32 protein-coding genes and 1 other annotated feature are annotated in these 25,374 nt (G+C 39.4%); of the genes, 30 read left to right on the top strand and 2 right to left on the bottom strand.

The window, feature by feature from the left end; all coding sequences use genetic code 11:
* The first annotated feature begins 263 nt into the window (after positions 1-263).
* From A0765_RS03715 to rplL, 25 genes are all read left to right on the top strand, one after another.
* Positions 264-464: a F0F1 ATP synthase subunit C gene (locus A0765_RS03715; protein WP_005589732.1), complete on the top strand. Its 201-nt coding sequence runs from the start codon at positions 264-266 to the stop codon at positions 462-464.
* A 33-nt stretch (positions 465-497) separates the two neighbouring features.
* A complete protein-coding gene (gene atpB, locus A0765_RS03720; protein WP_048764192.1) occupies positions 498-1,211 on the top strand; it encodes a F0F1 ATP synthase subunit A in 714 nt (237 codons plus the stop codon).
* Between the two features lie 22 nt (positions 1,212-1,233).
* Positions 1,234-1,728 (top strand): F0F1 ATP synthase subunit B, encoded by a 495-nt coding sequence (atpF, locus tag A0765_RS03725; RefSeq protein WP_005589735.1) that lies wholly within the window; start codon positions 1,234-1,236, stop codon positions 1,726-1,728.
* Positions 1,728-2,264, top strand: coding sequence for a F0F1 ATP synthase subunit delta (locus A0765_RS03730; protein ID WP_062004702.1), 537 nt, complete (start codon positions 1,728-1,730; stop codon positions 2,262-2,264). Before atpF ends, A0765_RS03730 begins: the two co-directional genes overlap by 1 nt.
* 15 nt (positions 2,265-2,279) lie before the next feature.
* Entirely contained in the window at positions 2,280-3,785 is a 1,506-nt protein-coding gene (gene atpA, locus A0765_RS03735; RefSeq protein ID WP_045496794.1) for a F0F1 ATP synthase subunit alpha, read from the top strand.
* A gap of 15 nt (positions 3,786-3,800) precedes the next feature.
* On the top strand, positions 3,801-4,679 hold the full coding sequence (locus A0765_RS03740) for a F0F1 ATP synthase subunit gamma (protein ID WP_005589739.1): 879 nt from the start codon (positions 3,801-3,803) through the stop codon (positions 4,677-4,679).
* A 37-nt stretch (positions 4,680-4,716) separates the two neighbouring features.
* Positions 4,717-6,123: a F0F1 ATP synthase subunit beta gene (gene atpD / locus A0765_RS03745; protein ID WP_062004705.1), complete on the top strand. Its 1,407-nt coding sequence runs from the start codon at positions 4,717-4,719 to the stop codon at positions 6,121-6,123.
* A 7-nt stretch (positions 6,124-6,130) separates the two neighbouring features.
* Positions 6,131-6,553 carry a F0F1 ATP synthase subunit epsilon gene (locus A0765_RS03750; protein ID WP_125446508.1) on the top strand — a complete coding sequence of 141 codons (423 nt, stop codon included), beginning with the start codon at positions 6,131-6,133 and terminating at the stop codon, positions 6,551-6,553.
* Between the two features lie 88 nt (positions 6,554-6,641).
* Positions 6,642-6,872, top strand: a complete 231-nt coding sequence (locus tag A0765_RS03755) for a DUF1146 family protein (RefSeq protein ID WP_062004849.1) — start codon at positions 6,642-6,644, stop codon at positions 6,870-6,872.
* 68 nt (positions 6,873-6,940) lie between these two features.
* Positions 6,941-8,221 carry a UDP-N-acetylglucosamine 1-carboxyvinyltransferase gene (murA, locus tag A0765_RS03760; protein ID WP_062004709.1) on the top strand — a complete coding sequence of 427 codons (1,281 nt, stop codon included), beginning with the start codon at positions 6,941-6,943 and terminating at the stop codon, positions 8,219-8,221.
* The gene (locus A0765_RS03765) at positions 8,214-8,402 is read left to right on the top strand and encodes a DNA-directed RNA polymerase subunit beta (protein ID WP_062004711.1); all 189 of its coding nucleotides are present in this window, start codon (positions 8,214-8,216) and stop codon (positions 8,400-8,402) included. The genes murA and A0765_RS03765 overlap by 8 nt, the downstream gene beginning before the upstream one ends.
* 71 nt (positions 8,403-8,473) lie before the next feature.
* Complete coding sequence (locus tag A0765_RS03770) at positions 8,474-9,322, top strand: DNA/RNA non-specific endonuclease (RefSeq protein WP_062004713.1); 849 nt, start codon at positions 8,474-8,476, stop codon at positions 9,320-9,322.
* Between the two features lie 206 nt (positions 9,323-9,528).
* Complete coding sequence (locus tag A0765_RS03775; protein ID WP_048764200.1) at positions 9,529-10,488, top strand: ROK family glucokinase; 960 nt, start codon at positions 9,529-9,531, stop codon at positions 10,486-10,488.
* A gap of 45 nt (positions 10,489-10,533) precedes the next feature.
* Entirely contained in the window at positions 10,534-10,941 is a 408-nt protein-coding gene (locus A0765_RS03780) for a hypothetical protein (protein ID WP_048764201.1), read from the top strand.
* Between the two features lie 84 nt (positions 10,942-11,025).
* Entirely contained in the window at positions 11,026-11,865 is an 840-nt protein-coding gene (locus A0765_RS03785; RefSeq protein WP_048764202.1) for a thymidylate synthase, read from the top strand.
* Positions 11,866-11,999: 134 nt separating this feature from the next.
* The gene (locus A0765_RS03790; RefSeq protein ID WP_048764203.1) at positions 12,000-12,485 is read left to right on the top strand and encodes a hypothetical protein; all 486 of its coding nucleotides are present in this window, start codon (positions 12,000-12,002) and stop codon (positions 12,483-12,485) included.
* Positions 12,486-12,636: 151 nt separating this feature from the next.
* A complete protein-coding gene (locus tag A0765_RS03795) occupies positions 12,637-13,149 on the top strand; it encodes a dihydrofolate reductase (RefSeq protein ID WP_048764204.1) in 513 nt (170 codons plus the stop codon).
* Between the two features lie 218 nt (positions 13,150-13,367).
* Positions 13,368-14,597 carry an ATP-dependent Clp protease ATP-binding subunit ClpX gene (clpX, locus tag A0765_RS03800; RefSeq protein WP_005589758.1) on the top strand — a complete coding sequence of 410 codons (1,230 nt, stop codon included), beginning with the start codon at positions 13,368-13,370 and terminating at the stop codon, positions 14,595-14,597.
* Between the two features lie 9 nt (positions 14,598-14,606).
* Positions 14,607-15,194, top strand: coding sequence for a ribosome biogenesis GTP-binding protein YihA/YsxC (gene yihA / locus A0765_RS03805; RefSeq protein ID WP_005589759.1), 588 nt, complete (start codon positions 14,607-14,609; stop codon positions 15,192-15,194).
* A gap of 292 nt (positions 15,195-15,486) precedes the next feature.
* Complete coding sequence (locus tag A0765_RS03810; RefSeq protein WP_062004715.1) at positions 15,487-16,185, top strand: glucosaminidase domain-containing protein; 699 nt, start codon at positions 15,487-15,489, stop codon at positions 16,183-16,185.
* 136 nt (positions 16,186-16,321) lie between these two features.
* Positions 16,322-17,266 carry a homocysteine S-methyltransferase gene (mmuM, locus tag A0765_RS03815; RefSeq protein ID WP_062004717.1) on the top strand — a complete coding sequence of 315 codons (945 nt, stop codon included), beginning with the start codon at positions 16,322-16,324 and terminating at the stop codon, positions 17,264-17,266.
* 106 nt (positions 17,267-17,372) lie between these two features.
* Positions 17,373-18,170 (top strand): formate/nitrite transporter family protein, encoded by a 798-nt coding sequence (locus A0765_RS03820; RefSeq protein WP_062004719.1) that lies wholly within the window; start codon positions 17,373-17,375, stop codon positions 18,168-18,170.
* A 128-nt stretch (positions 18,171-18,298) separates the two neighbouring features.
* Complete coding sequence (locus A0765_RS03825; protein WP_015604705.1) at positions 18,299-18,640, top strand: hypothetical protein; 342 nt, start codon at positions 18,299-18,301, stop codon at positions 18,638-18,640.
* A 59-nt stretch (positions 18,641-18,699) separates the two neighbouring features.
* Positions 18,700-18,834 (top strand) — a sequence feature (ribosomal protein L10 leader region).
* 38 nt (positions 18,835-18,872) lie between these two features.
* Complete coding sequence (rplJ, locus tag A0765_RS03830; RefSeq protein WP_001287273.1) at positions 18,873-19,373, top strand: 50S ribosomal protein L10; 501 nt, start codon at positions 18,873-18,875, stop codon at positions 19,371-19,373.
* Positions 19,374-19,446: 73 nt separating this feature from the next.
* On the top strand, positions 19,447-19,815 hold the full coding sequence (gene rplL, locus A0765_RS03835; protein WP_005589769.1) for a 50S ribosomal protein L7/L12: 369 nt from the start codon (positions 19,447-19,449) through the stop codon (positions 19,813-19,815).
* A 134-nt stretch (positions 19,816-19,949) separates the two neighbouring features.
* Here rplL and A0765_RS03840 read toward each other — a convergent pair whose 3' ends face one another.
* Positions 19,950-20,156 carry a helix-turn-helix domain-containing protein gene (locus tag A0765_RS03840; protein WP_062004721.1) on the bottom strand — a complete coding sequence of 69 codons (207 nt, stop codon included), beginning with the start codon at positions 20,154-20,156 and terminating at the stop codon, positions 19,950-19,952.
* Between the two features lie 109 nt (positions 20,157-20,265).
* Here A0765_RS03840 and A0765_RS03845 point away from each other — a divergent pair, with 109 nt between their 5' ends.
* Positions 20,266-20,475 carry a hypothetical protein gene (locus tag A0765_RS03845; protein ID WP_062004723.1) on the top strand — a complete coding sequence of 70 codons (210 nt, stop codon included), beginning with the start codon at positions 20,266-20,268 and terminating at the stop codon, positions 20,473-20,475.
* Between the two features lie 15 nt (positions 20,476-20,490).
* Positions 20,491-20,949, top strand: a complete 459-nt coding sequence (locus A0765_RS03850; RefSeq protein WP_062004725.1) for a hypothetical protein — start codon at positions 20,491-20,493, stop codon at positions 20,947-20,949.
* Between the two features lie 391 nt (positions 20,950-21,340).
* Here the strand turns inward: A0765_RS03850 and A0765_RS03860 are convergent, their stop codons facing one another.
* Positions 21,341-22,534: a hypothetical protein gene (locus A0765_RS03860; protein ID WP_062004728.1), complete on the bottom strand. Its 1,194-nt coding sequence runs from the start codon at positions 22,532-22,534 to the stop codon at positions 21,341-21,343.
* Between the two features lie 216 nt (positions 22,535-22,750).
* On the opposite strand from A0765_RS03860, the gene A0765_RS03865 reads away from it, so the two are divergent.
* From A0765_RS03865 to A0765_RS03875, 3 genes are all read left to right on the top strand, one after another.
* Positions 22,751-23,098 (top strand): hypothetical protein, encoded by a 348-nt coding sequence (locus A0765_RS03865; RefSeq protein WP_062004731.1) that lies wholly within the window; start codon positions 22,751-22,753, stop codon positions 23,096-23,098.
* A 158-nt stretch (positions 23,099-23,256) separates the two neighbouring features.
* Entirely contained in the window at positions 23,257-24,384 is a 1,128-nt protein-coding gene (locus tag A0765_RS03870) for an FtsK/SpoIIIE domain-containing protein (protein ID WP_257000799.1), read from the top strand.
* Positions 24,385-24,517: 133 nt separating this feature from the next.
* Positions 24,518-25,366, top strand: a complete 849-nt coding sequence (locus tag A0765_RS03875) for a rolling circle replication-associated protein (protein ID WP_062004735.1) — start codon at positions 24,518-24,520, stop codon at positions 25,364-25,366.
* Positions 25,367-25,374: the final 8 nt, after the last annotated feature.

The following is a 25,374-nucleotide window of genomic DNA, read 5'->3' on the forward strand; positions in this document are numbered from 1 at the left end:
ATCAGCTTTTACAGCCCTACTCAACTGTGCGGAGGTGGGACGACGAAATCGAATTCTAACGAATTATCGATTTCTGTCCCAATCTCATTTTTGCTTGGATTTTTATAGGATAAATGTTTGAAAAGCACCTTTATTCAAGTTTTATTTTAAATTTAAAAGAAAAGTGCGAAAAACGCTTACAATATCACAAAATAATTGACTATTAACTTTATTAGGAGTAAACTAATGGGGTACATTTAAAAAATATAAAAGGAGAATTCATCATGAATTTAACATTTTTAGGACTTTGTATTGCCTGTTTTGGCGTCTCATTAGCTGAAGGTTTGATTATGAGCAATCTGTTTAAAGCAGCTTCACGTCAGCCAGAAATGGTTGATCAATTAAGAAGCTTGCTCATCATGGGTGTCGCTTTTGTTGAAGGTACTTTCTTCGTTACTTTGGTTATGTCTTTCATTATCAAATAGTTTTTTCTATTTTAGAAAAGGGGGTGTCAAACCTTGGAAGAGAGTCTTAATCCGACTATTCAGCTAGGCCCAATTTCCTTTGATTTGACCCTACTTGCTATGTCACTTGTGACCGTTTTGATGGTCTTTGGCTTTATCTACTGGGGAAGTAGAAAAATGTCCATCCGACCAAAAGGAAAGCAAAATTTACTTGAGTACGTCTATGATTTTGTCATTGGATTTACTAAAGAAAATATTGGGGAACACTACATCAAAGATTATTCTTTGTTTATGTTTGCCTTGTTTCTTTTTATTGCAGTTGCCAATAATATCGGTTTGATGGCTAAAATTCAAACCACCAATGGCTACAATCTCTGGACCTCACCGACGGCAAATTTGGGCTATGACCTAGCCTTGTCCTTTATCATTACATTGATTAGTCATGTGGAAGGAATCCGTCGTCGTGGTTTTAAAGATTACTTAAAAGCTTTTGCAACACCTGGATTTATGACTCCAATGAATATCTTGGAAGAATTTACCAATTTTGCCTCCTTAGCTCTGCGGATTTTCGGAAATATCTTTGCAGGGGAAGTCTTGGCTGGCTTGTTGCTTACCTTGTCACATCAAGCATTTTATTGGTATCCAGCTGCTTTCCTAGGTAGTATGTTATGGACAGCCTTCTCGATATTTATTTCATGTATCCAGGCCTATGTCTTTACCATGCTGTCTTCGATGTATATCGGTAAGAAAATAAACGGTGAAGAATAGTAAGTAGAAAGGAAGAAAAGGAATGCACGTAACTATCGGTGCCATTATTGGTGACTTTATTCTCATCGCTGGTTCCTTCCTTTTATTAATTTTTTTAGTAAAGAAGTTTGCCTGGGGCAATATTACCAGTATCTTAGAAGAACGTTCTAAAAAGATTACGGATGATATTGACGGGGCTGAGTCAGCCCGCAAAAAGGCTGAGGAACTTGCGCAAAAACGTGAGAATGAATTAGCAGGAAGTCGTCAGGAAGCAACGACGATTATCGAACATGCTAAGGAAACAGCTGAAAAAAATAAGGCTGGAATTTTAGCGGATGCAGCTGAAGAAGCTGGACGTTTGAAAGCAAAAGCCAATCAGGAAATTGCTCAAAGCAAGGCAGAAGCCTTGAATAGCATTAAAGACGATGTGGCTGACCTAACAGTAAGTCTTGCAAGTAAGATCTTGAGCCAGCAGCTTGATACAAAAGCACACAGTGAGCTTATTGATCGTTATATTGATAAATTAGGAGATGCTTAATGGACAAAAAGCACTATGCGGTAATTGAAAAATATACCTTGCCTTTTGTTCAATTAGTATTTGAAAAAGGTCAGCAACAAGATGTTTTTGAAAAACTTAGCCAAATTAAGGCTGTGTTTGAGGAAACAAATCTTGCTGACTTTTTATCACATATTGGCGTTGATGAGGGAGAAAAGGAGAAGGCTCTTCGACTTTTCCAAAACTCAGATTCACAGCTGATTGATAACTTTATCGAAGTCGTTATTCTCAATCATCGAGCAGATTTGTTCTACGATATGTTGGTAGAAATTCAGCATCAGATTGAGAAACAAAGCAATGAATTTGAAGTGACGGTTAAATCTGTTCAAGCATTGACAGACAGTCAAAAAGAAAGATTGAAACCAATGATCGAGCAAAAAATGGGCCTCAAGGTTCGCTCGCTCAAGCAGGAATTAGATGCTGGTCTGATCGGTGGCTTCGTCATTTCAGCCAATAATAAGACAATTGATGCAAGTATTAAACGTCAATTACAACTCGTAAAAGAAAATTTGAAATAGAAAGTGGTGTGAATTTTGGCGATTAACGCACAAGAAATCAGCGCTTTAATTAAGCAACAAATTGAAAATTTCCAGCCAAATTTTGACGTCACAGAAACTGGGGTCGTCACTTATATTGGTGATGGAATCGCTCGTGCCCACGGTCTTGATAATGCCATGAGTGGCGAGCTCTTGATTTTTGAAAATGGTTCTTATGGTATGGCCCAAAACTTGGAGTCAACCGATGTCGGAATCATTATCTTGGGTGATTTTACAGATATTCGTGAGGGCGATACGATTCGTCGCACGGGTAAAATCATGGAAGTTCCTGTCGGAGATGCTTTGATTGGTCGTGTCGTAGATCCGCTCGGTCGTCCTGTTGACGGCTTGGGTGAGCTTGCTACAACTAAAACACGCCCTGTAGAAGCACCAGCTCCAGGAGTTATGCAACGGAAGTCTGTATCAGAACCATTGCAAACAGGTTTGAAAGCTATTGATGCCCTTGTACCGATTGGTCGTGGTCAACGTGAGTTGATTATTGGTGACCGTCAGACTGGTAAAACTAGTATTGCCATCGATGCGATCCTCAACCAAAAAGGGCAGGATATGATCTGTATCTATGTTGCCATTGGTCAAAAGGAATCTACTGTCCGTACACAGGTGGAAACTCTTCGCCAGTATGGAGCTTTGGATTATACTATTGTGGTAACAGCGTCAGCTTCTCAACCTTCACCTTTGCTTTTCTTGGCGCCTTATGCTGGTGTAGCAATGGCTGAAGAATTTATGTACAATGGCAAGCACGTCCTCATCGTTTATGATGATTTGTCAAAACAAGCGGTAGCTTATCGTGAACTTTCTCTCTTGCTTCGCCGTCCGCCAGGTCGTGAAGCCTTCCCAGGGGATGTCTTCTACCTTCACAGCCGTCTGCTTGAACGTTCAGCTAAAGTTTCTGATGAGCTGGGTGGTGGATCAATTACTGCATTGCCATTCATCGAAACGCAGGCAGGAGATATTTCAGCCTATATTGCAACCAACGTAATTTCAATTACAGATGGACAAATCTTCCTTGGAGATGGTCTCTTTAATGCAGGGATTCGTCCAGCTATTGACGCTGGTTCTTCTGTATCTCGGGTAGGTGGATCTGCACAAATCAAGGCCATGAAGAAGGTTGCAGGAACTCTGCGTATTGACCTTGCTTCATATCGTGAGCTGGAAGCCTTTACCAAATTTGGTAGTGACCTCGATGCAGCAACCCAGGCTAAGTTGAACCGTGGACGCCGTACAGTAGAAGTATTGAAACAGCCAGTCCATGAGCCACTGCCAGTTGAAAAGCAAGTTGTGATCCTCTATGCGCTGACTCACGGCTTCCTTGATGCAGTACCAGTAGATGAGATTCTTCGGTTTGAAGCAGAGATTTTTGCTTACTTTGATGCTCATCATGAAGACATTTATGAAACCATTCGTCAGACAAAAGATTTGCCGAGCGAAGAAGTGCTGGATGCCGCTATTACTGAATTTATCAATCAGTCTAACTTCAAATAAGAATAGAGGTGTCAGATGGCAGTTTCATTAAATGATATCAAAAATAAAATTGCATCCACAAAAAACACCAGTCAAATCACCAATGCGATGCAGATGGTTTCTGCATCTAAGTTGGGAAAGTCCGAAGAAGCAGCAAAGAACTTTCAGGTTTATGCTTCTAAGGTTCGAAAACTCTTGACCGACCTTTTGCATGGTCATGAGGAAGAAAATGTTAGCCATCATCCACTTTTAAAGAGCAGACCAGTTCAGAAAACGGCTTATATTGTTATTACGTCTGATCGTGGTTTGGTCGGTGGCTACAATGCAACCATTCTCAAATCCATGATGGAATTGATTTCGGAATACCACGAAAAGGATGACTATGTCATTATTTCGATCGGTGGAATGGGAGCGGATTTCTTCCGAGCACGGGGCATTCAGCCAATTTATGAATTGCGCGGCTTAGCCAATCATCCGAGTTTTGATGAAGTTCGGAAAATCATTTCCAAGACCATTGAAATGTATCAGAATGAGCTTTTTGATGAACTTTATGTGTGTTATAACCACCATGTCAACAGTTTGACCAGTCAGATGCGGGTAGAGCAGATGTTGCCAATCGTCGACTTGGATCCTAGTGAAGCTGATGAGAACTACATCCTCAATCTAGAATTAGAATCCAGCCGAAACGCGATTTTAGATCAGCTCTTGCCTCAGTTTGCTGAAAGTATGATTTATGGAGCGATTATTGACGCAAAAACTGCTGAAAATGCTGCTGGTATGACAGCCATGCAAACAGCAACAGATAACGCTAAAAAAGTTATCAATGATTTGACCATTCAGTATAACCGTGCTAGACAAGCAGCTATCACGCAGGAAATTACTGAAATTGTGGCGGGTGCAAGTGCACTGGAATAGTGTCACAGAAAATAAATAGTATAAAGAGGAGAAAAGAATGAGCTCAGGCAAAATTACTCAGGTTATCGGACCGGTTGTAGACGTAGCGTTTGAAGCTGGCGACAAGCTACCTGAGATCAATAATGCACTTGTAGTCTATAAAAATGACGAAAATAAATCAAAAATCGTCCTTGAAGTAGCTCTTGAGCTTGGTGATGGAGTGGTTCGGACCATCGCTATGGAATCAACGGATGGGTTGACTCGTGGCATGGAAGTGCTAGATACTGGTCGTCCAATTTCTGTGCCAGTCGGCAAAGAAACACTTGGTCGCGTCTTTAACGTTTTGGGAGATACCATTGACTTGGATGCTCCTTTTGCGGATGATGCAGAGCGCCAGCCAATCCATAAGAAAGCTCCAACCTTTGATGAGTTGTCTACTTCATCAGAGATCTTAGAGACAGGTATCAAGGTTATCGACCTGTTAGCACCTTATCTGAAAGGTGGTAAAGTCGGACTCTTCGGTGGTGCCGGAGTTGGTAAGACCGTCCTGATTCAGGAATTGATCCACAACATTGCCCAAGAGCATGGTGGTATTTCCGTGTTTACCGGTGTTGGGGAACGTACCCGTGAAGGGAATGACCTTTACTGGGAAATGAAGGAGTCTGGCGTTATCGAGAAAACAGCCATGGTCTTCGGTCAGATGAATGAGCCACCAGGAGCGCGTATGCGGGTTGCTTTGACTGGTTTGACGATTGCAGAGTACTTCCGTGATGTAGAAGGTCAAGATGTCTTGCTCTTCATTGACAACATCTTCCGTTTCACGCAGGCAGGTTCTGAAGTCTCTGCCCTTTTGGGTCGGATGCCATCAGCCGTTGGTTACCAACCAACACTTGCGACTGAAATGGGACAACTCCAAGAGCGTATTACATCGACTAAGAAAGGTTCTGTAACTTCTATTCAGGCCATCTACGTACCAGCCGATGACTATACTGACCCAGCTCCAGCAACGGCTTTCGCCCACTTGGACTCTACAACCAACTTGGAACGTAAATTGGTTCAATTGGGGATTTATCCAGCCGTGGATCCGCTCGCTTCAAGCTCTCGAGCTCTTTCTCCTGAGATTGTTGGTGAAGAGCACTATGCAGTGGCTGCCGAGGTGAAACGCGTATTGCAACGTTATCATGAATTGCAGGATATCATTGCTATTCTAGGTATGGATGAGTTGTCAGATGAAGAAAAGACTTTGGTTGCGCGTGCGCGTCGGATTCAATTCTTCCTGTCTCAAAACTTCAACGTTGCGGAGCAATTTACTGGCCAGCCGGGATCTTATGTGCCTGTAGCTGAGACAGTTCGTGGCTTTAAAGAGATCCTCGAAGGCAAGTATGATAAGTTACCAGAAGATGCCTTCCGTGGTGTCGGTTCGATTGAGGATGTCATTGCTAAAGCGGAAAAAATGGGATTCTAAGAGGTGAATGATGGCTCAAATGACAGTACAAATCGTTACACCGGATGGTCTGATCTATGACCACCATGCTGCATTTGTTTCCGTAAAAACGATTGACGGAGAAATGGGGATTTTGCCTCGCCATATCAATACAATTGCTGTTTTGGAAGTGGATCAAGTCAAGGTACGCAGAATTGATGATGACAAGCATATTGACTGGATTGCGGTCAACGGTGGCATCATAGAAATCGCTGATAATGTGATTACTATTATCGCGGACTCAGCTGAACGTGAGCGTGATATTGATATCAGCCGTGCCGAGCGAGCTAAGCTGCGTGCTGAGAAAGAGATCGAAGAAGCCCAAGACAAGCATTTGATTGACCAAGAGCGACGCGCTAAAATCGCCCTCCAGCGTGCCATCAACCGTATTAACGTTGGAACAAGAATGTAATGAAAAAAGAATGGAGTTTCCATTCTTTTTTTATTGTCCCATACTCCTTTCCGCTAGAAACAGCTTTTCTTATGGTATAATAAAATCTATGATAGAATTAATGTTTCGATTATGCAGTCACCTTCTCTTTATTTTTGTGTTTTTTCACCTTTTGGCGACAGTGGTCAGTTGGGAAAAATTTTTAAAAGTAAATGCTGATAATGCCATCAAAATTCGTTTTTTGATTTTATTGCTAAGTATTGCCTTGGGCTACATGGCTAGCCTATTTTTTATCGGTATTTATGATATGAGTCGGGCAATCTTTAATGGAACTTTATAAGGTCAGAATCTTGATTTTATGGTATGATAGTAAGGATGAATTTTTAAGATTTGGAGTAACTAGTTAGTATGGAAAAAATTATTATTCAGGGTGGAAATAACCGTCTGGTTGGCAGAGTTCGGATTGAAGGAGCTAAAAATGCGGTGCTGCCGTTGTTGGCAGCAACTGTTTTAGCCAGTGAGGGAAAAACAACTCTTAAAAATGTGCCAGTCCTTTCGGATGTTTTTACCATGAACAATGTTGTTCGTGGCTTGAATACGCAGGTAGACTTTGATCAAGATGAAAATACTGTAGTTGTAGATGCGACTAAACCATTGACAGAAGAGGCTCCTTATAAGTATGTCAGCAAGATGCGGGCTTCGATTGTTGTATTGGGTCCCATTCTTGCTCGTAATGGGCATGCTAAAGTGTCCATGCCGGGCGGTTGTACGATTGGTAGCCGACCTATCGACCTTCATTTGAAGGGCTTGGAAGCAATGGGTGCTCAGATTACGCAGACTGCAGGATACATCGAAGCCAAGGCAGACCGCTTGATGGGAGCCCATATCTACATGGACTTCCCAAGTGTTGGCGCGACACAGAATATTATGATGGCAGCGACTTTGGCTCAAGGTACCACTGTTATTGAAAATGCTGCTCGAGAACCTGAAATTGTCGACTTGGCTTTATTGTTAAATAAAATGGGCGCTAAAGTCAGAGGGGCAGGAACGGAGAATATAACAATCATCGGTGTTGAAAAACTTCATGGAGCTGAGCACAATGTCGTGCAAGACCGCATCGAAGCTGGTACATTTATGGTTGCTGCTGCTATGACGGGTGGTGATTTGCTGATTGAGGATGCGATTTGGGAGCACAATCGTCCGCTTCTGTCAAAGATGCAAGAAATGGGTGTAGAAGTGACGGAAGAAGACGAAGGAATTCGCGTCCGTTCAGATGTTTCAAAGTTAAAAGCTGTGTCTGTCAAAACCTTGCCTTATCCAGGTTTCCCAACCGATATGCAGGCTCAGTTTACTGCCTTGATGGCGATAGCTCAAGGAGAGTCTGTCATGGTTGAGACGGTCTTTGAAAACCGCTTCCAGCACTTAGAAGAGATGCGACGGATGGGTCTTCACTCCGATATTATGCGGGATACCGCTCGGATTTGGGGTGGTAGCAGCTTGCAAGGAGCAGAAGTCATGTCGACAGATCTCCGGGCTAGTGCGACCTTGATTTTGATGGGCTTGATTGCTGAAGGCGAAACAAAAGTTAGCAAGTTAGTCCATTTGGATCGTGGCTATTATAAATTTCACGAAAAATTGGCGGCTCTTGGTGCCAAGGTCAAACGCGTAAAGGAAGAAGATGATGAGTGAAAATTGGAAATATTTGGCTAGACAACTAGGCATCATTGCCTTGGTGCTGGTAGTCGCTTTTATCATTTTTTGTCTTGGTCTGGTTATCGGATATGGCGTGATTGGAAATGCAGACAATCCTTGGTCTATCTTATCGCTAGATACTTGGCATGAACTTGTTTCTAAGTTCACTGGTCATTGATCTGCTAAGATGTCCGAAAATTTACCGACTGTGCAGAATTTTGCGCAGTCCTTTTAAATGGAAAAGGAAAGATGTCCAAAAGAAAGAAATTACAAAAAAAGAGCACTAAATCTACTCAGACTATAGCTGGGCTTCTGGTTGCTCTGACTTTATCACTGGGAGCCTACTTTTTTGGAAATGGCAATCAGTCACCAGCGGTAAATACATCGTCAGCCATTAGTCAAAATAGGGATACCAGTACACCTGATCAAGCACTGGCTGAGAGTGTTCTCACAGACTCAGTGCGTTCACAACTTGGTGGAAAAATCGAGTGGAATGGGACTGGAGCTTTCATCATCGATGGGAATAAAACGAACTTAAATGCCAAAGTGTCTAGTGCGCCTTATGCAGATAATAAAACGAAGATTGTTCAGGGGCAGACGGTTCCTACAGTTGCCAATGCCTTGCTTGCCAAATCGACCCGCCAATATAAATCGCGGGAAGAAACAGGAAATAGTTCCACTTCTTGGGTTCCTGCTGGTTGGCACCAAGTCAAACATCTATCAGGTGAATACAACCATGCAGTGGATCGCGGGCATCTTTTGGCTTACTCTCTAATCGGTGGCTTAAAGGGCTTTGATGCTTCCACTAGCAATCCAGTCAATATCGCAGTCCAGACAGCTTGGGCCAATCAGGCCAATAAAGACAACTCGACGGGGCAGAACTACTACGAAACTCTGATTCGTCGTGCCTTGGATCAGAATAAGCGAGTTCGCTATCGTGTCACGTTGATCTATGCTTCGGAAAATGATCTGGTGCCCTCTGGTTCGCATTTAGAAGCTAAGTCCAGCGATGGAAGTTTGGAATTCAATGTTTTTGTCCCAAATGTCCAGTCAGGAATTGTCCTTGATTACCGCACTGGCAGAGTGAGCATTAGATAAATATGATTTAAATAATATGATCCATTTGAAGTTAGCAGCTAGGATGATTTGTGTGCTTCAATAGACTTGTCGGTATCTCAAGAGATGCCGATTTTTATTTTGAGTGAAATAAGCACAAACTAAACGTAAAAAATCCCGTGCAAACCTTTTCACCGTTAAAAAAATCTGCTATAATAAGAGGGAGAACGAATACAGAGGAGAATATCATGTCAAAAAAAATTATTGGGATTGACCTTGGTGGTACATCTATCAAATTTGCAATTTTAACGCAAGAGGGTGAAATCCAAGAAAAATGGTCTATTAAAACTAATATTTTGGATGAAGGAAGCCATATTGTAGACGATATGATTGAGTCTATCCAGCATCGTTTGGAGCTCCTAAATCTATCAGCTGAGGACTTTGTCGGAATTGGCATGGGATCACCGGGTGTGGTTGATCGTGAGAAAGGGACTGTTATCGGTGCCTATAACCTAAACTGGAAGACCCTTCAACCGGTAAAAGAGAAAATCGAAAAAGCGACAAGCATTCCATTCTTCATCGATAATGATGCCAACGTAGCTGCGCTTGGTGAGCGTTGGATGGGTGCTGGTGAAAACCAACCAGACGTTGTCTTTATGACGCTTGGTACAGGTGTTGGTGGCGGTATCGTTGCGGAAGGTAAGCTGCTCCACGGTGTGGCAGGTGCGGCGGGTGAGCTGGGCCACATCACTGTTGATTTCGACCAACCAATCGCATGTACTTGTGGTAAAAAAGGCTGTCTTGAAACAGTAGCTTCTGCAACAGGGATTGTCAATTTGACTCGTCGTTACGCTGATGAATATGAGGGTGACGCAACTTTGAAACGCTTGATTGATAACGGAGAAGAAGTAACCGCTAAAACTGTATTTGATTTGGCAAAAGAAGGCGACGATCTTGCCTTGATCGTTTATCGTAACTTCTCACGTTACTTGGGGATTGCTTGTGCCAATATCGGCTCTATCCTAAACCCTTCAACCATTGTTATCGGTGGCGGAGTGTCAGCAGCGGGAGAATTCCTTCTACAAGGTGTCCAAAAAGTTTATGATGAAAATACCTTCCCACAAGTGCGTACATCAACTAAATTGGCGCTGGCTACACTTGGAAATGATGCTGGCGTAATTGGAGCAGCTTCGCTGGTACTTCAATAGTTCTAATTACTTCCTCTCTTAGCATAGCTATAAGGAGGGCTAAAAATGAAGAGAAAAGTTGCATATTTTCTAATATTATTTCCCATTTTTCTTTTGATCCTATCCGCTTGCAAATCAAAGACAGAAGGTTTTCTGACCATATTGGATAGTCAGAATCAGCAAGTTTATCAGACGAATAATACCAAAACTTTGGATGAATTTGCAGACATTCTGGATAAGGTCGAATCTGAGGAAGATAATGAAGATGCCTGGGTTGATTTACCTGATGATGCAGAGGTTAATTACATCTACGATATTAGTGGGAGAAAGGGAGAAAGTGGCGTTAAATTCACGACCTACAAAAACTACCCCTATGTAACTCTTTCAAATATTCCTGCTGTGTCAGATATTACCTTGAGATTATCAGAAAAGAATGCGAATAAGCTCAATCATCCAGATGAATGGGTCAAATAAGGTTTTCTCCTGCTAAACTTGTCAGGAGAATTTTTATGGAAAATTTGCTATACTAGAAAGAGCTCACCGAACGAAGGAGAAATCATGACGTTAGCAGATACGATTTTCAAAGAAAATATAAAAAAGATTATGGAGCAAGGTGTTTTTTCTGAGAATGCCCGTCCGCGCTACAAGGATGGAAATGTGGCCAACTCTAAATATATCACTGGTTCTTTCGCAGAATACGATTTGAGCAAGGGCGAGTTTCCAATCACAACGCTGCGCCCTATTGCCATCAGGTCTGCCATCAAGGAAGTCCTTTGGATCTATCAAGACCAGTCTAATAGCTTGGAACTGCTCAACGACAAGTACAATGTTCACTACTGGAATGACTGGGAAGTTGGCGACACGGGTACTATTGGCCAGCGCTATGGTGCTGTTGTCAAGAAGCACAATATTATCCATAAAATTCTTCAACAGCTGGAAGCCAATCCTTGGAACCGTCGCAATATCATCTCTCTCTGGGATTATGAAGCTTTTGAAGAAACAGACGGCCTGCTGCCATGCGCTTTTCAAACCATGTTTGATGTTCGTCGTGTAGATGGAGACATTTATCTGGATGCGACTCTGACCCAGCGCTCAAATGATATGCTAGTGGCTCACCATATCAACGCTATGCAGTATGTGGCTCTGCAGATGATGATTGCCAAGCATTTCGGCTGGAAGGTCGGCAAGTTCTTTTACTTTATCAATAACTTGCACATCTATGACAATCAGTTCGAGCAGGCGGAGGAACTCTTACGCCGAGAGCCTAGCGATTGTCAACCACGACTCATTTTAAATGTGCCGGATGGAACCAATTTCTTTGATATCAAGGCAGAGGATTTTGAGCTCTTAGACTACGATCCAGTCAAACCTCAGCTCAAATTCGATTTAGCGATTTGATTATATTTTTCCTACTGAATGATAGTCAGTAGGTTTTTTAATTTTCAAGAGCAAATGATTGAAATATATTTTGTAAGTGCTATAATGACAATAGATATATGTGTTTCGCTAGTGCCTATCTCGGAGGTATTGATATGGAAGCAAATTTTTTAACACATAGAAGCAGGGGAAAACTTTTTAGTCTGGGCATTTATTCATTTTTGCTTGGCTTATCGGTTTCTGTGACACCGATGGCTGTTGTGGGTGCGGATGAAGTCCAACAGGCAGAGTCCCAACTTGAGCAAATAGCAGATTCTTCAGTGGAAGAAGATGACTTTCTGCAGCTTGTAGACCAAGGTTCGGATGGGGCAAATCAGGGAAAGAAATCCTATACGATTGATTTGCTTTGTCATGGAAAGGGCCCTAAAAACAAAGGGACCGAGCAAAGCAATGCTGATGCTTCAACTGAAGGTAAGTCAGTCAAAAGAGAGGGGTGCGATATTGATCCCTTAGCGGATAAAAAAGAGGCCGCCACTGCTGAGCCTAAGAAGTCAGACTCAACGCTCTTGAACGTTTCCTTGTTTGGCCTTGTGGCTGCTGTTGTAGGATTTGTCTTTGTCAAAAAGATGAAGAAAGGGTGATTTACCTAGCAAATGAATAGTCGATAATCTTTTGGGTTATCGATTTTTTTCTGAATCAGCTGGCAAAAATAATAGATAGAAGTGATAGTCCAAACAAGTCTTTTTTAATAAATTTTGATAGAATAGAAATATCAATGTGAAGGATGGAGAAATGACGAAAAAGATTGCGGCGATTTGGGCACAGGATCAAAATGGTCTGATTGGCAAAGACCAAAGCTTGCCATGGCATTTACCAGCAGAGTTGAAGCATTTCAAAGAAATCACGACTGGACATGTGATTTTAATGGGTCGGGTGACTTTTGATGGCATGCATCGGCGCGTGCTGCCAAATAGAAAAACTCTGATTCTGACACGCGATAGGGATTATCAGATTGAAGATGAGCGTGTTTTGGTATTTCATGATCTTTCAGCGGTGTTGAAATGGTACCAAGAGCAAGAGAAGAATCTCTATATTATCGGTGGCGGCCAAATCTTTTCTTTATTTGAGCATGACTTGGATGAGGTGATTAAGACGGAAATCCATGCTAGCTTGGAAGGCGATACTTATTTTCCAACAGACTTTGATCTGACACAGTTCGAGGAAGTGAGCAGTCGCTTTCAACCCAAAGATGAAAAAAATGAGTATGATTTCACCGTAAAAATCCTCAAAAGAAAGGGTTCATAGGAATGGAAAGAAGTGTTTTTGGTTTTTTTACGGCCTTTTTATGTGCAATTTGTCTGATCTGTTCGCTTCAGACTTTTCGTAAAAAACGTTATGGATTGGCTATTTTATTTTTGTTAAATGCTTTTACAAATCTTGTTAATTCCATCCATGCTTTTTATATGACCCTCTTTTAAAATGTAAATAAAAATTGAATTAGAAATTTAGAATGGGAGTAAAAAATGCCTACAAATCGTAATAATGAGATGATGGTATATTGTTCTTTCTGTGGAAAGAATCAGGACGAAGTCCAAAAAATTATTGCGGGCAACAATGCCTTTATCTGTAATGAATGTGTCGAATTGGCGCAGGAAATTATTCGAGAAGAATTAGCTGAGGAAGTTTTAGCTGATCTTTCTGAGGTACCAAAACCGCAAGAATTGCTCAATATTTTGAACCACTATGTGATTGGTCAAGATCGGGCCAAGCGGGCTTTGGCAGTTGCTGTTTACAATCACTATAAGCGAATTAATTTTCATGACAGTCGCGAAGAGGATGATGTGGAGCTACAAAAATCCAACATTCTCATGATTGGTCCAACTGGATCTGGGAAAACATTCCTGGCTCAGACCTTGGCGCGCAGTCTCAATGTTCCTTTTGCTATCGCGGATGCGACAGCCTTGACTGAGGCTGGCTATGTTGGTGAAGATGTAGAGAATATCCTGCTCAAGCTTTTACAGGCAGCTGATTTCAATATTGAACGGGCAGAACGCGGCATCATTTATGTGGATGAAATCGATAAGATTGCTAAGAAGAGCGAAAATGTTTCTATCACTCGTGATGTTTCAGGTGAGGGTGTTCAGCAAGCCTTACTGAAGATTATTGAAGGAACAGTTGCCAGCGTGCCTCCTCAAGGTGGTCGTAAGCATCCACAGCAAGAAATGATTCAGGTTGATACCAAGAACATTCTCTTTATCGTTGGTGGTGCTTTTGACGGTATTGAAGAGATTGTCAAGCAACGTCTTGGTGAGAAGATTATCGGTTTCGGTCAAAATAATAAGGCAATTGACGAGGGTGCGTCTTATATGCAAGCTATTGTTGCGGACGATATTCAAAAATTTGGAATTATTCCTGAGTTGATTGGTCGTTTGCCAGTTTTTGCAGCACTAGAGCAGCTGACTGTTGATGATTTGGTTCGCATTTTAAGTGAACCGAGAAATGCGCTAGTGAAGCAATACCAAACCTTGCTTTCTTATGATGATGTTGAACTTGAATTTGACGAGGAAGCTTTGCAAGCCATAGCTAGAAAAGCTATCGAACGCAAGACAGGTGCGCGTGGACTTCGTTCAATTATTGAAGAAACCATGATGGATGTCATGTTTGAAGTGCCAAGTCAGGAAAATGTTAAGCTGGTTCGTATCACGAAGGAAGCAGTGGACGGCACAGACAAGCCAATCTTAGAAACTGCCTAGGGGAAGCTTATGGAAATCAATACACATAATGCTGAGATTTTACTGAGCGCAGCCAATAAATCGCATTACCCGCAGGATGATATCCCAGAAATCGCCTTGGCGGGTCGTTCCAATGTCGGTAAATCTAGTTTTATCAATACTCTGCTCAATCGTAAAAATCTAGCACGGACTTCGGGTAAGCCTGGTAAAACGCAGTTGTTGAACTTTTTCAATATCGATGACAAGCTCCGTTTTGTGGATGTTCCTGGTTACGGCTATGCCAAGGTTTCGAAAACGGAGCGCGCTAAATGGGGTAAAATGATTGAGGAATACCTGACCAGTCGGGACAATCTGCGAGCGGTCGTGAGTCTAGTAGACTTACGCCATGATCCTAGTGCGGATGATGTGCAGATGTATGAATTCCTCAAATACTATGAAATTCCAGTTATTGTTGTGGCTACCAAGGCTGATAAAATTCCACGTGGTAAGTGGAACAAGCATGAGAGCGCCATTAAGAAAAAGCTGGACTTTGATAAAACTGATGATTTTATTATCTTTTCTTCAGTTGATAAAACTGGTCTTGATCAAGCCTGGGATGCGATTTTAGGCAAGATCTAGATGTTAGATTGTATCGGAATGATAGTTGAAATTTCAGAGTTTAAGATCATAGCCTGATTCCGTATGGGTTGGAGTCAGGTTATTTTCATCTTCAGCTCAGCCTGCATATCTTTATGATAAGGCTCATTATGCAAGTCGAACGAGGAAGTTTTGAATGGAACAATCGTGGCTTGTAAAACTTATATTCGTGGAAGATCTAAAAAATGTCATATACTTGTAATTTATTGCTAATGTTATTTTGCTTTTAGTATGTTACAATAGTAGAACAAATATTGTATTTAGGAGAAAGACTGTGAAGAAGAGAATTTCAAAAGAAAGAAAAAAACTTTTGACAGGTTTGGCAGTGATGGCTTCAACCGTTGTCTTTGGTCTTGCTTTATCAAAGCAAATCAAGCCAGCAAGTGCAAATGATGCTGTTCAGCAACCATTGAACCAAACAGAATATTTCATTTCACAAATTAGTGAGCCAGCTCGCCAGTTGGCCCAGGATAATGATCTATATGCTTCTGTGATGATTGCACAAGCTATTTTAGAGAGTGGTTCTGGCCAGTCTGGTCTGTCAGGATATCCTCACTATAATCTGTTCGGGATTAAAGGAGCTTATGCTGGTCAGTCAGCGACGATGGAGACCTTGGAAGAAGATGGTCAAGGCAATACTTACGCAATCAATGATCAATTCCGCTCTTACTCAAGTTATGCTGAGTCACTTCAGGATTATGTCTATGTCTTGAGACAAAGTCATTTTGCGGGAGCTTGGAAGAGCAATGCCCCGACCTATCAAGATGCGACAGCTGCCTTGACAGGTGTGTATGCGACGGATAGTAACTACTATGCGAAATTGAACTATCTGATTGAAGCATACAATCTGACTCAGTTTGATTCACCTAGCTATCAGACAGGAGCATCTAATATGGTTTACAATCCTTACCGTGGACAATACACGACTCAAGATGTTCTGGAAACAGACCAAGCATGGGCATCACATAACTAGATAAGAAAAAAGAGATTGTAATAATCTCTTTTTTGCGTTTTACTAATGAAATAGACGATCATTTCAAATAAGCAGATTTATTTATCTTTAGCAAAACTGACTAAGTTGATATTTTAGAAAAGGCTTAAGGAGCAAGATGGGAGCGTTTAAAGACTTACTTGAAAAGCAAGACATAATAATTCTAGATGGTGCTTTGGGGACAGAGCTGGAGAGGCAGGGCTATGATGTTTCTGGTCGGCTTTGGTCAGCCAAGTACTTGCTTGAGAATCCTCAGATTATCCAAGACCTGCATGAAGATTATGTTCGGGCGGGTAGTGACATCATCACCACTTCCAGTTATCAAGCCAGCATTCCAGCTTTGGTCGAAGAAGGATTGAGTTTAGATAAGGCTTATGAAATCTTCAAAGAAACGGTCTTTTTGGCACAGGCAGCTGTTAAAAATGTCTGGCAGGGATTATCGCTAGATGAGCAGCAGCGTTCATATCCTTTGATAGCTGGATCGGTCGGACCATATGCTGCTTATCTGGCTGATGGTTCGGAGTATACAGGAGCCTATCACTTGAGTGAGGAGGAATTTAAAGACTTTCATCGTCCGCGGATACAAGCCTTGCTGGATGCGGGTTGTGATTTATTGGCACTTGAAACGATTCCTAACGGAGCAGAAACCGAGGCGCTTGTTCATTTACTATCAGAAGAATTTCCTCAGGTGGAAGCCTATTTATCTTTTACCGCTCAAACGGTATCAGCGATTTCGGATGGAACACTGATAGAAGAAGTTGGGCGCTTGGCTCAGTCGAGTCCACAAGTATTGGCTGTCGGTTTTAACTGTACAGCTCCGCATTTGATTGCTCCTTTATTAGAAAAGTTAAAACAGGTGTGCGATAATCCCTTACTAGCCTATCCAAATTCTGGAGAGGTCTATAATGGGGTGACGAATACTTGGCAGGACAATCCTGAGCAGCAGCTCTGTTTAACTGATTACAGCCATCTTTGGAAGAAACAGGGCGTTCAGCTTTTTGGCGGTTGCTGTCGAACTCGGCCAGAAGATATAAGGCAGCTAGCAGGCGAATTAAGAACTTGAATATAGCATTCCAAGTTCAAATTTAGAAAAAAACTTACAGAAAACGCTTTCGAAAAATAAAAGTTTGTGATATACTGTACATAGTTTAACTTAGAGGAGAATTATTATGGTCGAATCGACATTTATTCCAAAAATAGAAGCAGCTTGCCGTAAGAAAGAAGGCTTGTTCGACACAAGTAAAGGGAAGTATGCTGTCCGCTCTATCTTTGCGGGGGCCTTTCTGACTTTCAGTACAGGAGCAGGAGCTATTGCAGCAGACCTGACAAATAAGATTGTTCCAGGAACGGGTCGCTTTCTCTTTCCTTTTATCTTTGCTTGGGGATTGGCCTACATCGTCTTTCTGAATGCTGAGCTGGTGACTTCTAACATGATGTTTTTGACAGCTGGCACTTTCCTAAAGAAGATTGACTGGAAAAAAGCGCTGATTATTTTGTTCTATTGTACTTTCTTTAATTTGATTGGGGCTCTGCTTGCTGGGTGGCTCTTTGCTAATTCGGCGGCTTATGCGGGACTTAGTAAAGAAAGTTTCATTGCTGGTGTTGTGCAGATGAAGCTTGCCCGTTCCAATGAACTTATTTTACTTGAGGGAATACTAGCCAATGTATTCGTTAATATTGCGATTCTTTCCTTCGTCTTGGTGAAAGATAGTACAGCTAAGCTTTTCTTGGTTATTTCAGCCATTTATATGTTTGTATTCTTAACAAACGAACACTTGGCAGCTAACTTTGCTTCTTTTGCTATCGTCAAATTTAGCTCGGCTGCATCACAGGTGGCAAATTTTGGTATTGGAAATATCCTGCGTCACTGGGCTGTGACCTTCGTAGGAAACCTGATTGGTGGTGGTCTCCTAATCGGTCTGCCATATGCTTGGTTCAATAAAAAAGAAGAACATTATGTAGATTAAAATGTAGCCTTAGGGCTACATTTTTTTGAAGAAGTGATGCTCTGATTTCCGTTTAGATCTGCCTAAATTGACAAACATATAAAATTTTGTTAAACTTTATTAATATTCTTATATTTAAGGAGATCTTGATGAATAAACTTACTATTCAAGCACCAGATGGCAGCAATGTTAAGACTTTGTCACCTATGTACTCTATTACAACCTTGCTATTTAACTTTTTCGTTCCTCTCTTTCGTAAAGACTGGAAATACTTTGGGATCATGCTTGGATCACTTTTTGTATTTGCTGTGATTGCAACGCTTCTTATCCCAGATGATTTCTTGAGACCTGTAGGAACTGCCTACAACTTGTTTTGGGCCTTTTTCTATAATCGTCTTTGGATAAAAGACCGAGTTTTCACAGATGGCTGGGTGCCTGCTGACGATGCTAGTAAAGCCTTGCTTGACAAGACTTTTCCTAAAAATGCATAAAAAATTAAAAAGATTGCACAAAAAGCTTGCAATCTTTTTTTTCTTTTGCTATAATTATAAATGGTTTGAAAAAACTGCCTAAGACAGTAGGGGAGCTCGACTCATAAAAATCCTACCGAGGACAAAACGTATCATGTAAAAGAAGCGTATTGTACTTTCGTGTCTAGGTTTGGGCGCGTTTTTCTTTTAGAAAGATTCCCCAAGCAAAATAATTACGGAGGTGAAACACTAAATGAGTGAAGCAATTATTGCTAAAAAAGCAGAATTAGTTGACGTAGTAGCTGAGAAAATGAAAGCTGCTGCATCAATCGTTGTTGTGGACGCTCGTGGTTTGACAGTTGAGCAAGATACTGTTCTTCGTCGTGAGCTTCGTGGAAGCGAAGTTGAGTACAAAGTGATTAAAAACTCAATCTTACGTCGTGCAGCTGAAAAAGCTGGTCTTGAAGATCTTGCATCAGTATTTGTTGGACCATCTGCAGTAGCATTTTCTAATGAAGATGTTATCGCACCAGCGAAAATCTTGAACGATTTTGCTAAGAATGCAGAAGCACTTGAAATCAAAGGTGGTGCTATCGAAGGCGCTGTCGCATCAAAAGAAGAGATTCTTGCACTTGCAACTCTTCCAAACCGCGAAGGACTTCTTTCTATGCTCCTTTCTGTACTTCAAGCGCCAGTTCGCAACGTTGCACTTGCTGTCAAAGCAGTTGCAGACAACAAAGAAGACGCAGCTTAATCTTAAGCTACGCAGCGTAGCCTAGCTACAAAACATTATTATAAAAATAAAAACTTATTTGGAGGAAATAACAATGGCATTGAACATTGAAAACATTATTGCTGAAATTAAAGAAGCTTCAATCCTTGAATTGAACGACCTTGTAAAAGCTATCGAAGAAGAATTTGGTGTAACTGCAGCTGCTCCTGTAGCTGTTGCTGCAGCTGGTACTGCTGACGCTGGTGCTGCTAAAGATTCATTTGACGTTGAATTGACAGCTGCTGGTGACAAAAAAGTTGGCGTTATCAAAGTTGTACGTGAAATCACTGGTCTTGGCCTTAAAGAAGCTAAAGAACTTGTTGATGGTGCACCAGGTGTCATCAAAGAAGGCGTTCCAACTGCAGAAGCTGAAGAAATCAAAGCTAAATTGGAAGAAGCTGGAGCTTCAGTTACTCTTAAATAATAGAGTATCGCAATTTGATTGCGGAAGCCTAGTAAATCAAGGTCTTAGGGTTTTCTAAGGTGATTTAAAATTAAAGGAATGATTTCATTCCCCACTAAAACCCCACCAAAATAAAATTTTGGTGGGGTTTTTTGCTATTCTTCGTTAAGTTCATACCTGATAACATCTTCTACATTACATTCTAATATCTCACATAATCTATCTATCGTTTTAGTTGTTATTGGTTCTCCTTTTTTAATGCGATATAAAGTATTTGCTGAAATACCTTCTATTTTTATCAGATAATACTCTGATTTATCTCGCTTGTTTAATGTTTCATAAAATAGCTTGTACGAAATCATATTCTACCTCTGTATAATTTTCATATTATATAATTACCGTATCATGCTTAAGGTATTGCCTACACTTAATAAATTGAGTTTAATTAAATAAAAACGAAAGCGAGAAGTTATGGCATTTAAAGAAACAGGTAGAGTTTTTGTTATTAAAGAATTTATTGAGGAAAAAGCAGCAGGTTGTGGATGTGTGACAATTACATTACTCATCGGAGCACTACTTTACACGCTTCCAGCCCTATTTCAATCGTTATTTTCACTAGCTCTTACTGTATTAGTCATCATAGGAATTGTATGGCTCATCAAAAAATTTTTATCAAAATAGATTATGGAGATGGTTATGAAAACTAAATTTATTTTAACAGGTCTAGTACTACTAGCCACTTCAACGTTTATGGTGGCTTGTTCTAATAACAAAACAACTTCGACAAGTGGTTCATCTACAACCGAGCAAATCTCAACAAAAACAAATGATTTACAAGACTATATCAAAAATCATCATGAACTAATAAAATTAACCAGAGCAGGTTTTTATCTTGGAGGTATGGCTCAAGATTATAGAAAAACTGAAGGTGAAGCAGAAAAGAAAGGGGAACAGGTTTTCTTAACTCCTAATGACGTAGATAAACACCTTAGAAAACTGAAAGTTGAAATCGGTGAATATAACAATGATACCAAACGTCTCGCAGTAACGGTTACAAACAACTACGGCGAGGATGTACTGGGTTATAACGACAATAAAGATAGTGACATCGAGCATCAAACTTCAATTCGTATCAAAGGTTACTTCAAAGAATAAGCAGGTGTCAAGCCATCAGAACTTCTAATTGGCTTTCGACCAAAAGTTACAATCAAATCAGGCGAAAGTGTAACATTCCAAATTTTAATGCCATATTATGATTACACCTATAACAAAGATGCTGTTACTTCTTTGAAAAACGAAGAATATGATTCAATGTATATTCTGAGCGATTATCTTGAATCAATCCTTATATATCCCAATAACGACCAAAACAAGCTAGGACGTTCCGCTATGTCAAACTTTGGAAACTACTTTGTTGATAATAGCTTATATTTTAAGAATTATCCAAATGAAGCTAGTATTTCAGATGAAGAAATCGTGGAGCGTTATGGGCTTATGAAGAAATAAACAAAAAACCTTGTCTTAATGACAGGGTTTTCGTCTAATCTTATTTATTTCTCAATTTATCCAAATACTTGCTATTCCATTTTTTTAAGGTTGGTGGTCTCTTGTTGACTTGTTTTACGCCTATTTGATATTTTTCTAGTTGTTCAATATAAGCTAATGATATATCTAATAGTGTTTGTTTCTGTCTTAGTTCAGAAGAACTTAACTTACGTTCATCGACATATAGGTCTAATTTACTCAATTCATGAAGGTATTTTTCTTTTTGTATGGGAATAATATCATTTTTTATGATTTGTCTTGTTCTATGTCCCAGTGATTGTAGTATAAATCTTTCTTTGCCCCCTTCTTTATTTATATATTGATTGAGTTCAGGGATGATAATTTCGTTTAGAAAATTTTCTATTTTCTTAGGAAGGTCTTTAAAAGACTTAAGAGGATGGAAAAATTTTTTAATATTGGCTATAAATGACTCGGACATTTCATTATAGAGTTCATTGATTCTGCATTGCAATATAAATTGCATTCTTTTTATTATAAGAATTTGGTCATCTGCTTGTCTACTGATATTTCTTTTAGATGAAGTAGAGGGTGAAAAATCAAAAATATGGAAGTGACTAGGTTCAAAAATAAAATACTTTTGGAAATCAATATCAGCTTTTTTCCAAATCGCTAGTATGTAATTTATTTCTTGCATAAATCGATTGTATTTAATTTCAAATTTGTCAGGTTCTAACATGTATTTGTCTTTCCACATATTTTTTAGCATCTGTATACTATAACCTTTTTTATTTAGTTCTGATTCAAATAATTCAAAAAATGATACATATTGTGCATACGAGACACTATCAAGCAACAGAGTTTCAATAAATTCTGTTGTTTTTTTATTATTCATAAGATCAAGAATCATTGCTTGAAAAATTAATGGTGAAAGCATTTCTATCTCCCAGTTCTCACCGAAGAATATATGTTTAGTGCAGTTAAAATTCAGATTCTTCTGTAGAGGTTCGATATATGATTTAGGGATTAAAAAAGGATTGGGAGAACGCCTGTTTGTATAAGGCATATATTGATTGTTTAGTATTCTAGAAATATAAGATACATTTAAAAATTTTTCATTACCCTCATCATCAATATAGTAAGAGATGTCTTCATTAGATAAGTGAAAATGCTCTTTTCGTATTTTACACCGAAGGGAAGCTACATTAAATATAAAATCTGTAGTTAGTGATGTCATTCCAACCTCTATTTGATGTACTTTTTTAGAATATTATACCAAAAAATACAGTTTGTGTACATTATAAAAATGTATTAAACTAAATATAGTCAGATAGTACTAGAAGACAAAAATTTAAAAGGAGTACACTCAATATGTGCACAGAGATACAGTAAACACTATGCGTACTATGAGAAGTGATGATTTTTAATCGTTTTAAAGAAAGGAACATAAACTATGAAAAATTTAAGTCAATTCAAAGATTTTAAACATCAAGAGTTTTTAGAAAAAAAGAGACTATACTTTATCGGTGTAAAAACCGTCAAAAATGAAAATGGTGTAAAAGTGAGCTTGCTTATTCTTGAAGATAAAACAGTTTATCAAAATGAAAGCAATAACTTGGGTGAGCAACTTCAAGTTACTGTTCAAAATAAAACAGTTGACGATTTTATTGGTTTCAAACCATTACAAACTGAATGTAAAATTGTAAATGTTAAAAAAGCAACAATTTACGGTGACTATCAAAATCAGCTATCTATTCACGCTGATGTAATAGAAGCAAATCAACCAGAGGATAAGAAATGAGAAGAGTCAGTGCAAGTTGGAATTACCCGTTCTGGGCGAGCATATCATGTATGATATGCTCGAATATAATTCTGTTTTTAGTGTATAGATATCTGAACCCCGTGTGTGTAAATTGGTTTGGAACTACTTATAATCTGTATTTTTATAGTTTTGTAGCTTTGTTAAACTTTCTTTATGCTTTCGGTTTATATAAACGAAGTACTTATCTGAATAGAAATAAATTAAAGAAATTCATTTTAAATAATCATTTGTATGAGACGGCTAAAATTTACAATGGAAACGAAGTCATCACTGCTTCTATTGAGCTTGATTGGATTGATAAGAATGATTGTGTAGTAGTTCGGGCATATAAGAATGGGGAAATATTAGATGATCTAGTAAAAGAAATAGGCGAAGGTCTTCAAGCGTTTTTAAAGTTAAAATTGATTAGAATAAAAGATGAAGCTTTTCAGACAGATTATGTTTTTGAAGTAGTCTCTGATAAACGACTCATATTTTCAAAATCTCAGAATAAAAAATATATAAATAATACAGTTATTCAACTAACAGAAAAGATTCAGTATGATGTGTCAAAAGTAAGTCATGGTTTGACTGTCGGTTCGACAGGTTCCGGAAAAACAATGTTTATCAACTCAAAAATATTGGCTTATGCAAAAATGAAAGCTGATATATTTATCTGTGACCCTAAGAATGCAGATTTGAGCTTACTGAAATATGTTGAGGGCTTACCGAAATCTCATATCGGTGTTTCACCTGATCAAATATGTAAAATATTACGCTTAGTGAATGATGAAATGGAGGGAAGGTATGAGCAATATTTTTCAGATAAATCGGCATTTGGTAAAACTTTTGTTGATTTTGATTTACCTCCTGTTGTAATATTTTTTGATGAAGTAACAGCATTTATGAAAACAGCTGATAAAAAGTTAGTTTCAGAAGCAAAAGAATACCTATATTCTATTATTATGAAGGGACGTCAAGCTGGCTGTTTTGTAGAGATAAGTATGCAAAGACCAGGGACTGAAGTTTTAGATGGGGCTATTCGTGATCAATTAGGGTGTCGTGTTGCACTTGGAAAAATGTCAAAAGATGGCTATCGAATGATTTTTGATACTGCGGACTTTAATTATTACGACTCTAATGTCGTTGGTAGTGGTTACATTATTATTGCAGGTCAAATTATTGAGCCAACTTATTTTGAGACTCCGTTTTTCGATGATGATTTTGATTTTATTGAAGAACTAGAAGAATATTATGATGGGAACATCTTTGAAAGCGATGAATAGCGGTGCTCAGATCGGAGAGGCTGAGCAAGTGGAACGACCGTCTTTCTTCGCTTGAAAAGATGTGTGCAAGCAGAAGCTTGCTTCTGCTTGCCTTTAACTTGATAAGCGTCAAACAAAAGCACAAGGAGCTTATATGCCAGAAATTGGAAGCGACAGAGTAGTAAAGACCTATCGTTATGGTAACACGGTTGAAATGACTACTGCTAACGGACAGCACAAACAGACTATTAAGGTGATATCAGGGAAGCGTTATGTAAATTTGGAGACGGGAGAAATTTATGACATGGATACTTCTAATAGCAACCGTCTTGATAATTTGAAATCAACGAAGCAAACAATGAAGAAATTACGTCGCTTGATTGCTCATAATTTTACAGGCGGTGATAACCAGCTATGGATTACTCTAACGTACCGTGAACATATAACAGATGCGGAATTAGTCTATAAAGATTTTAAAGCCTTTATTCGCCGATTACGTGCAAAATATGGTCATGTGGAATATATATCGGTAATCGAGCCCCAAGCAAGTGGTAGATGGCACTTACATGTGTTGATGAAAAACTCTACAATCTTGACAATACCTAATGAAATTCTTGCTGATTTATGGCAAAAAGGTTTTACTAAAACTAAGCGATTGAAGAGAGTGGATAAGGTTGGAAATTACTTAATTGCTTATCTATCGAATTTGCAGATAAGTGATGAGAATTCTGATAAGAAAGCAATCGTTAAGGGAGCAAGATTATACATGTATCCTAAAGGTATCCGCATTTATCGGACAAGTAGAGGAATAGAAAAACCTTTAGAAGTGACAACAACTAAAGGAGAAATAATAAAATATTATAAGATTAACAGTCCGCCAAATTTTTCACGTACAACAAAGCATGAAACACCATATGGTGTAAAAGAATACATAACGGAGTTTTATGACAATATAAAAAGCCTGTCAGGTACTTTTAGCGGAGCAACTGACAAGCTGAGTTAACAAAAGAT

The sequence above is a fragment of the Streptococcus cristatus genome, assembly GCF_001588905.1.
GTDB lineage: Bacteria > Bacillota > Bacilli > Lactobacillales > Streptococcaceae > Streptococcus > Streptococcus cristatus_N.

Bases quoted from the DNA above. Each gene is read 5' to 3' on its own strand.
- murA (WP_062004709.1), top strand. From the start codon at position 6,941: ATGGAAAAAATTATTATTCAGGGTGGAAATAACCGTCTGGTTGGCAGA.
- rplJ (WP_001287273.1), top strand. From the start codon at position 18,873: ATGAGTGAAGCAATTATTGCTAAAAAAGCAGAATTAGTTGACGTAGTA.
- A0765_RS03840 (WP_062004721.1), bottom strand. From the start codon at position 20,156: ATGATTTCGTACAAGCTATTTTATGAAACATTAAACAAGCGAGATAAA.
- A0765_RS03730 (WP_062004702.1), top strand. From the start codon at position 1,728: ATGGACAAAAAGCACTATGCGGTAATTGAAAAATATACCTTGCCTTTT.
- A0765_RS03820 (WP_062004719.1), top strand. From the start codon at position 17,373: ATGGTCGAATCGACATTTATTCCAAAAATAGAAGCAGCTTGCCGTAAG.
- A0765_RS03755 (WP_062004849.1), top strand. From the start codon at position 6,642: ATGATAGAATTAATGTTTCGATTATGCAGTCACCTTCTCTTTATTTTT.
- A0765_RS03715 (WP_005589732.1), top strand. From the start codon at position 264: ATGAATTTAACATTTTTAGGACTTTGTATTGCCTGTTTTGGCGTCTCA.
- clpX (WP_005589758.1), top strand. From the start codon at position 13,368: ATGCCTACAAATCGTAATAATGAGATGATGGTATATTGTTCTTTCTGT.
- mmuM (WP_062004717.1), top strand. From the start codon at position 16,322: ATGGGAGCGTTTAAAGACTTACTTGAAAAGCAAGACATAATAATTCTA.
- A0765_RS03765 (WP_062004711.1), top strand. From the start codon at position 8,214: ATGAGTGAAAATTGGAAATATTTGGCTAGACAACTAGGCATCATTGCC.
- A0765_RS03825 (WP_015604705.1), top strand. From the start codon at position 18,299: ATGAATAAACTTACTATTCAAGCACCAGATGGCAGCAATGTTAAGACT.
- A0765_RS03780 (WP_048764201.1), top strand. From the start codon at position 10,534: ATGAAGAGAAAAGTTGCATATTTTCTAATATTATTTCCCATTTTTCTT.
- A0765_RS03775 (WP_048764200.1), top strand. From the start codon at position 9,529: ATGTCAAAAAAAATTATTGGGATTGACCTTGGTGGTACATCTATCAAA.
- atpD (WP_062004705.1), top strand. From the start codon at position 4,717: ATGAGCTCAGGCAAAATTACTCAGGTTATCGGACCGGTTGTAGACGTA.
- A0765_RS03750 (WP_125446508.1), top strand. From the start codon at position 6,131: ATGATGGCTCAAATGACAGTACAAATCGTTACACCGGATGGTCTGATC.
- A0765_RS03790 (WP_048764203.1), top strand. From the start codon at position 12,000: ATGGAAGCAAATTTTTTAACACATAGAAGCAGGGGAAAACTTTTTAGT.
- A0765_RS03770 (WP_062004713.1), top strand. From the start codon at position 8,474: ATGTCCAAAAGAAAGAAATTACAAAAAAAGAGCACTAAATCTACTCAG.
- A0765_RS03845 (WP_062004723.1), top strand. From the start codon at position 20,266: ATGGCATTTAAAGAAACAGGTAGAGTTTTTGTTATTAAAGAATTTATT.
- A0765_RS03795 (WP_048764204.1), top strand. From the start codon at position 12,637: ATGACGAAAAAGATTGCGGCGATTTGGGCACAGGATCAAAATGGTCTG.
- yihA (WP_005589759.1), top strand. From the start codon at position 14,607: ATGGAAATCAATACACATAATGCTGAGATTTTACTGAGCGCAGCCAAT.
- A0765_RS03740 (WP_005589739.1), top strand. From the start codon at position 3,801: ATGGCAGTTTCATTAAATGATATCAAAAATAAAATTGCATCCACAAAA.
- A0765_RS03875 (WP_062004735.1), top strand. From the start codon at position 24,518: ATGCCAGAAATTGGAAGCGACAGAGTAGTAAAGACCTATCGTTATGGT.
- A0765_RS03850 (WP_062004725.1), top strand. From the start codon at position 20,491: ATGAAAACTAAATTTATTTTAACAGGTCTAGTACTACTAGCCACTTCA.
- atpF (WP_005589735.1), top strand. From the start codon at position 1,234: ATGCACGTAACTATCGGTGCCATTATTGGTGACTTTATTCTCATCGCT.
- A0765_RS03865 (WP_062004731.1), top strand. From the start codon at position 22,751: ATGAAAAATTTAAGTCAATTCAAAGATTTTAAACATCAAGAGTTTTTA.
- A0765_RS03860 (WP_062004728.1), bottom strand. From the start codon at position 22,534: ATGACATCACTAACTACAGATTTTATATTTAATGTAGCTTCCCTTCGG.
- rplL (WP_005589769.1), top strand. From the start codon at position 19,447: ATGGCATTGAACATTGAAAACATTATTGCTGAAATTAAAGAAGCTTCA.
- A0765_RS03785 (WP_048764202.1), top strand. From the start codon at position 11,026: ATGACGTTAGCAGATACGATTTTCAAAGAAAATATAAAAAAGATTATG.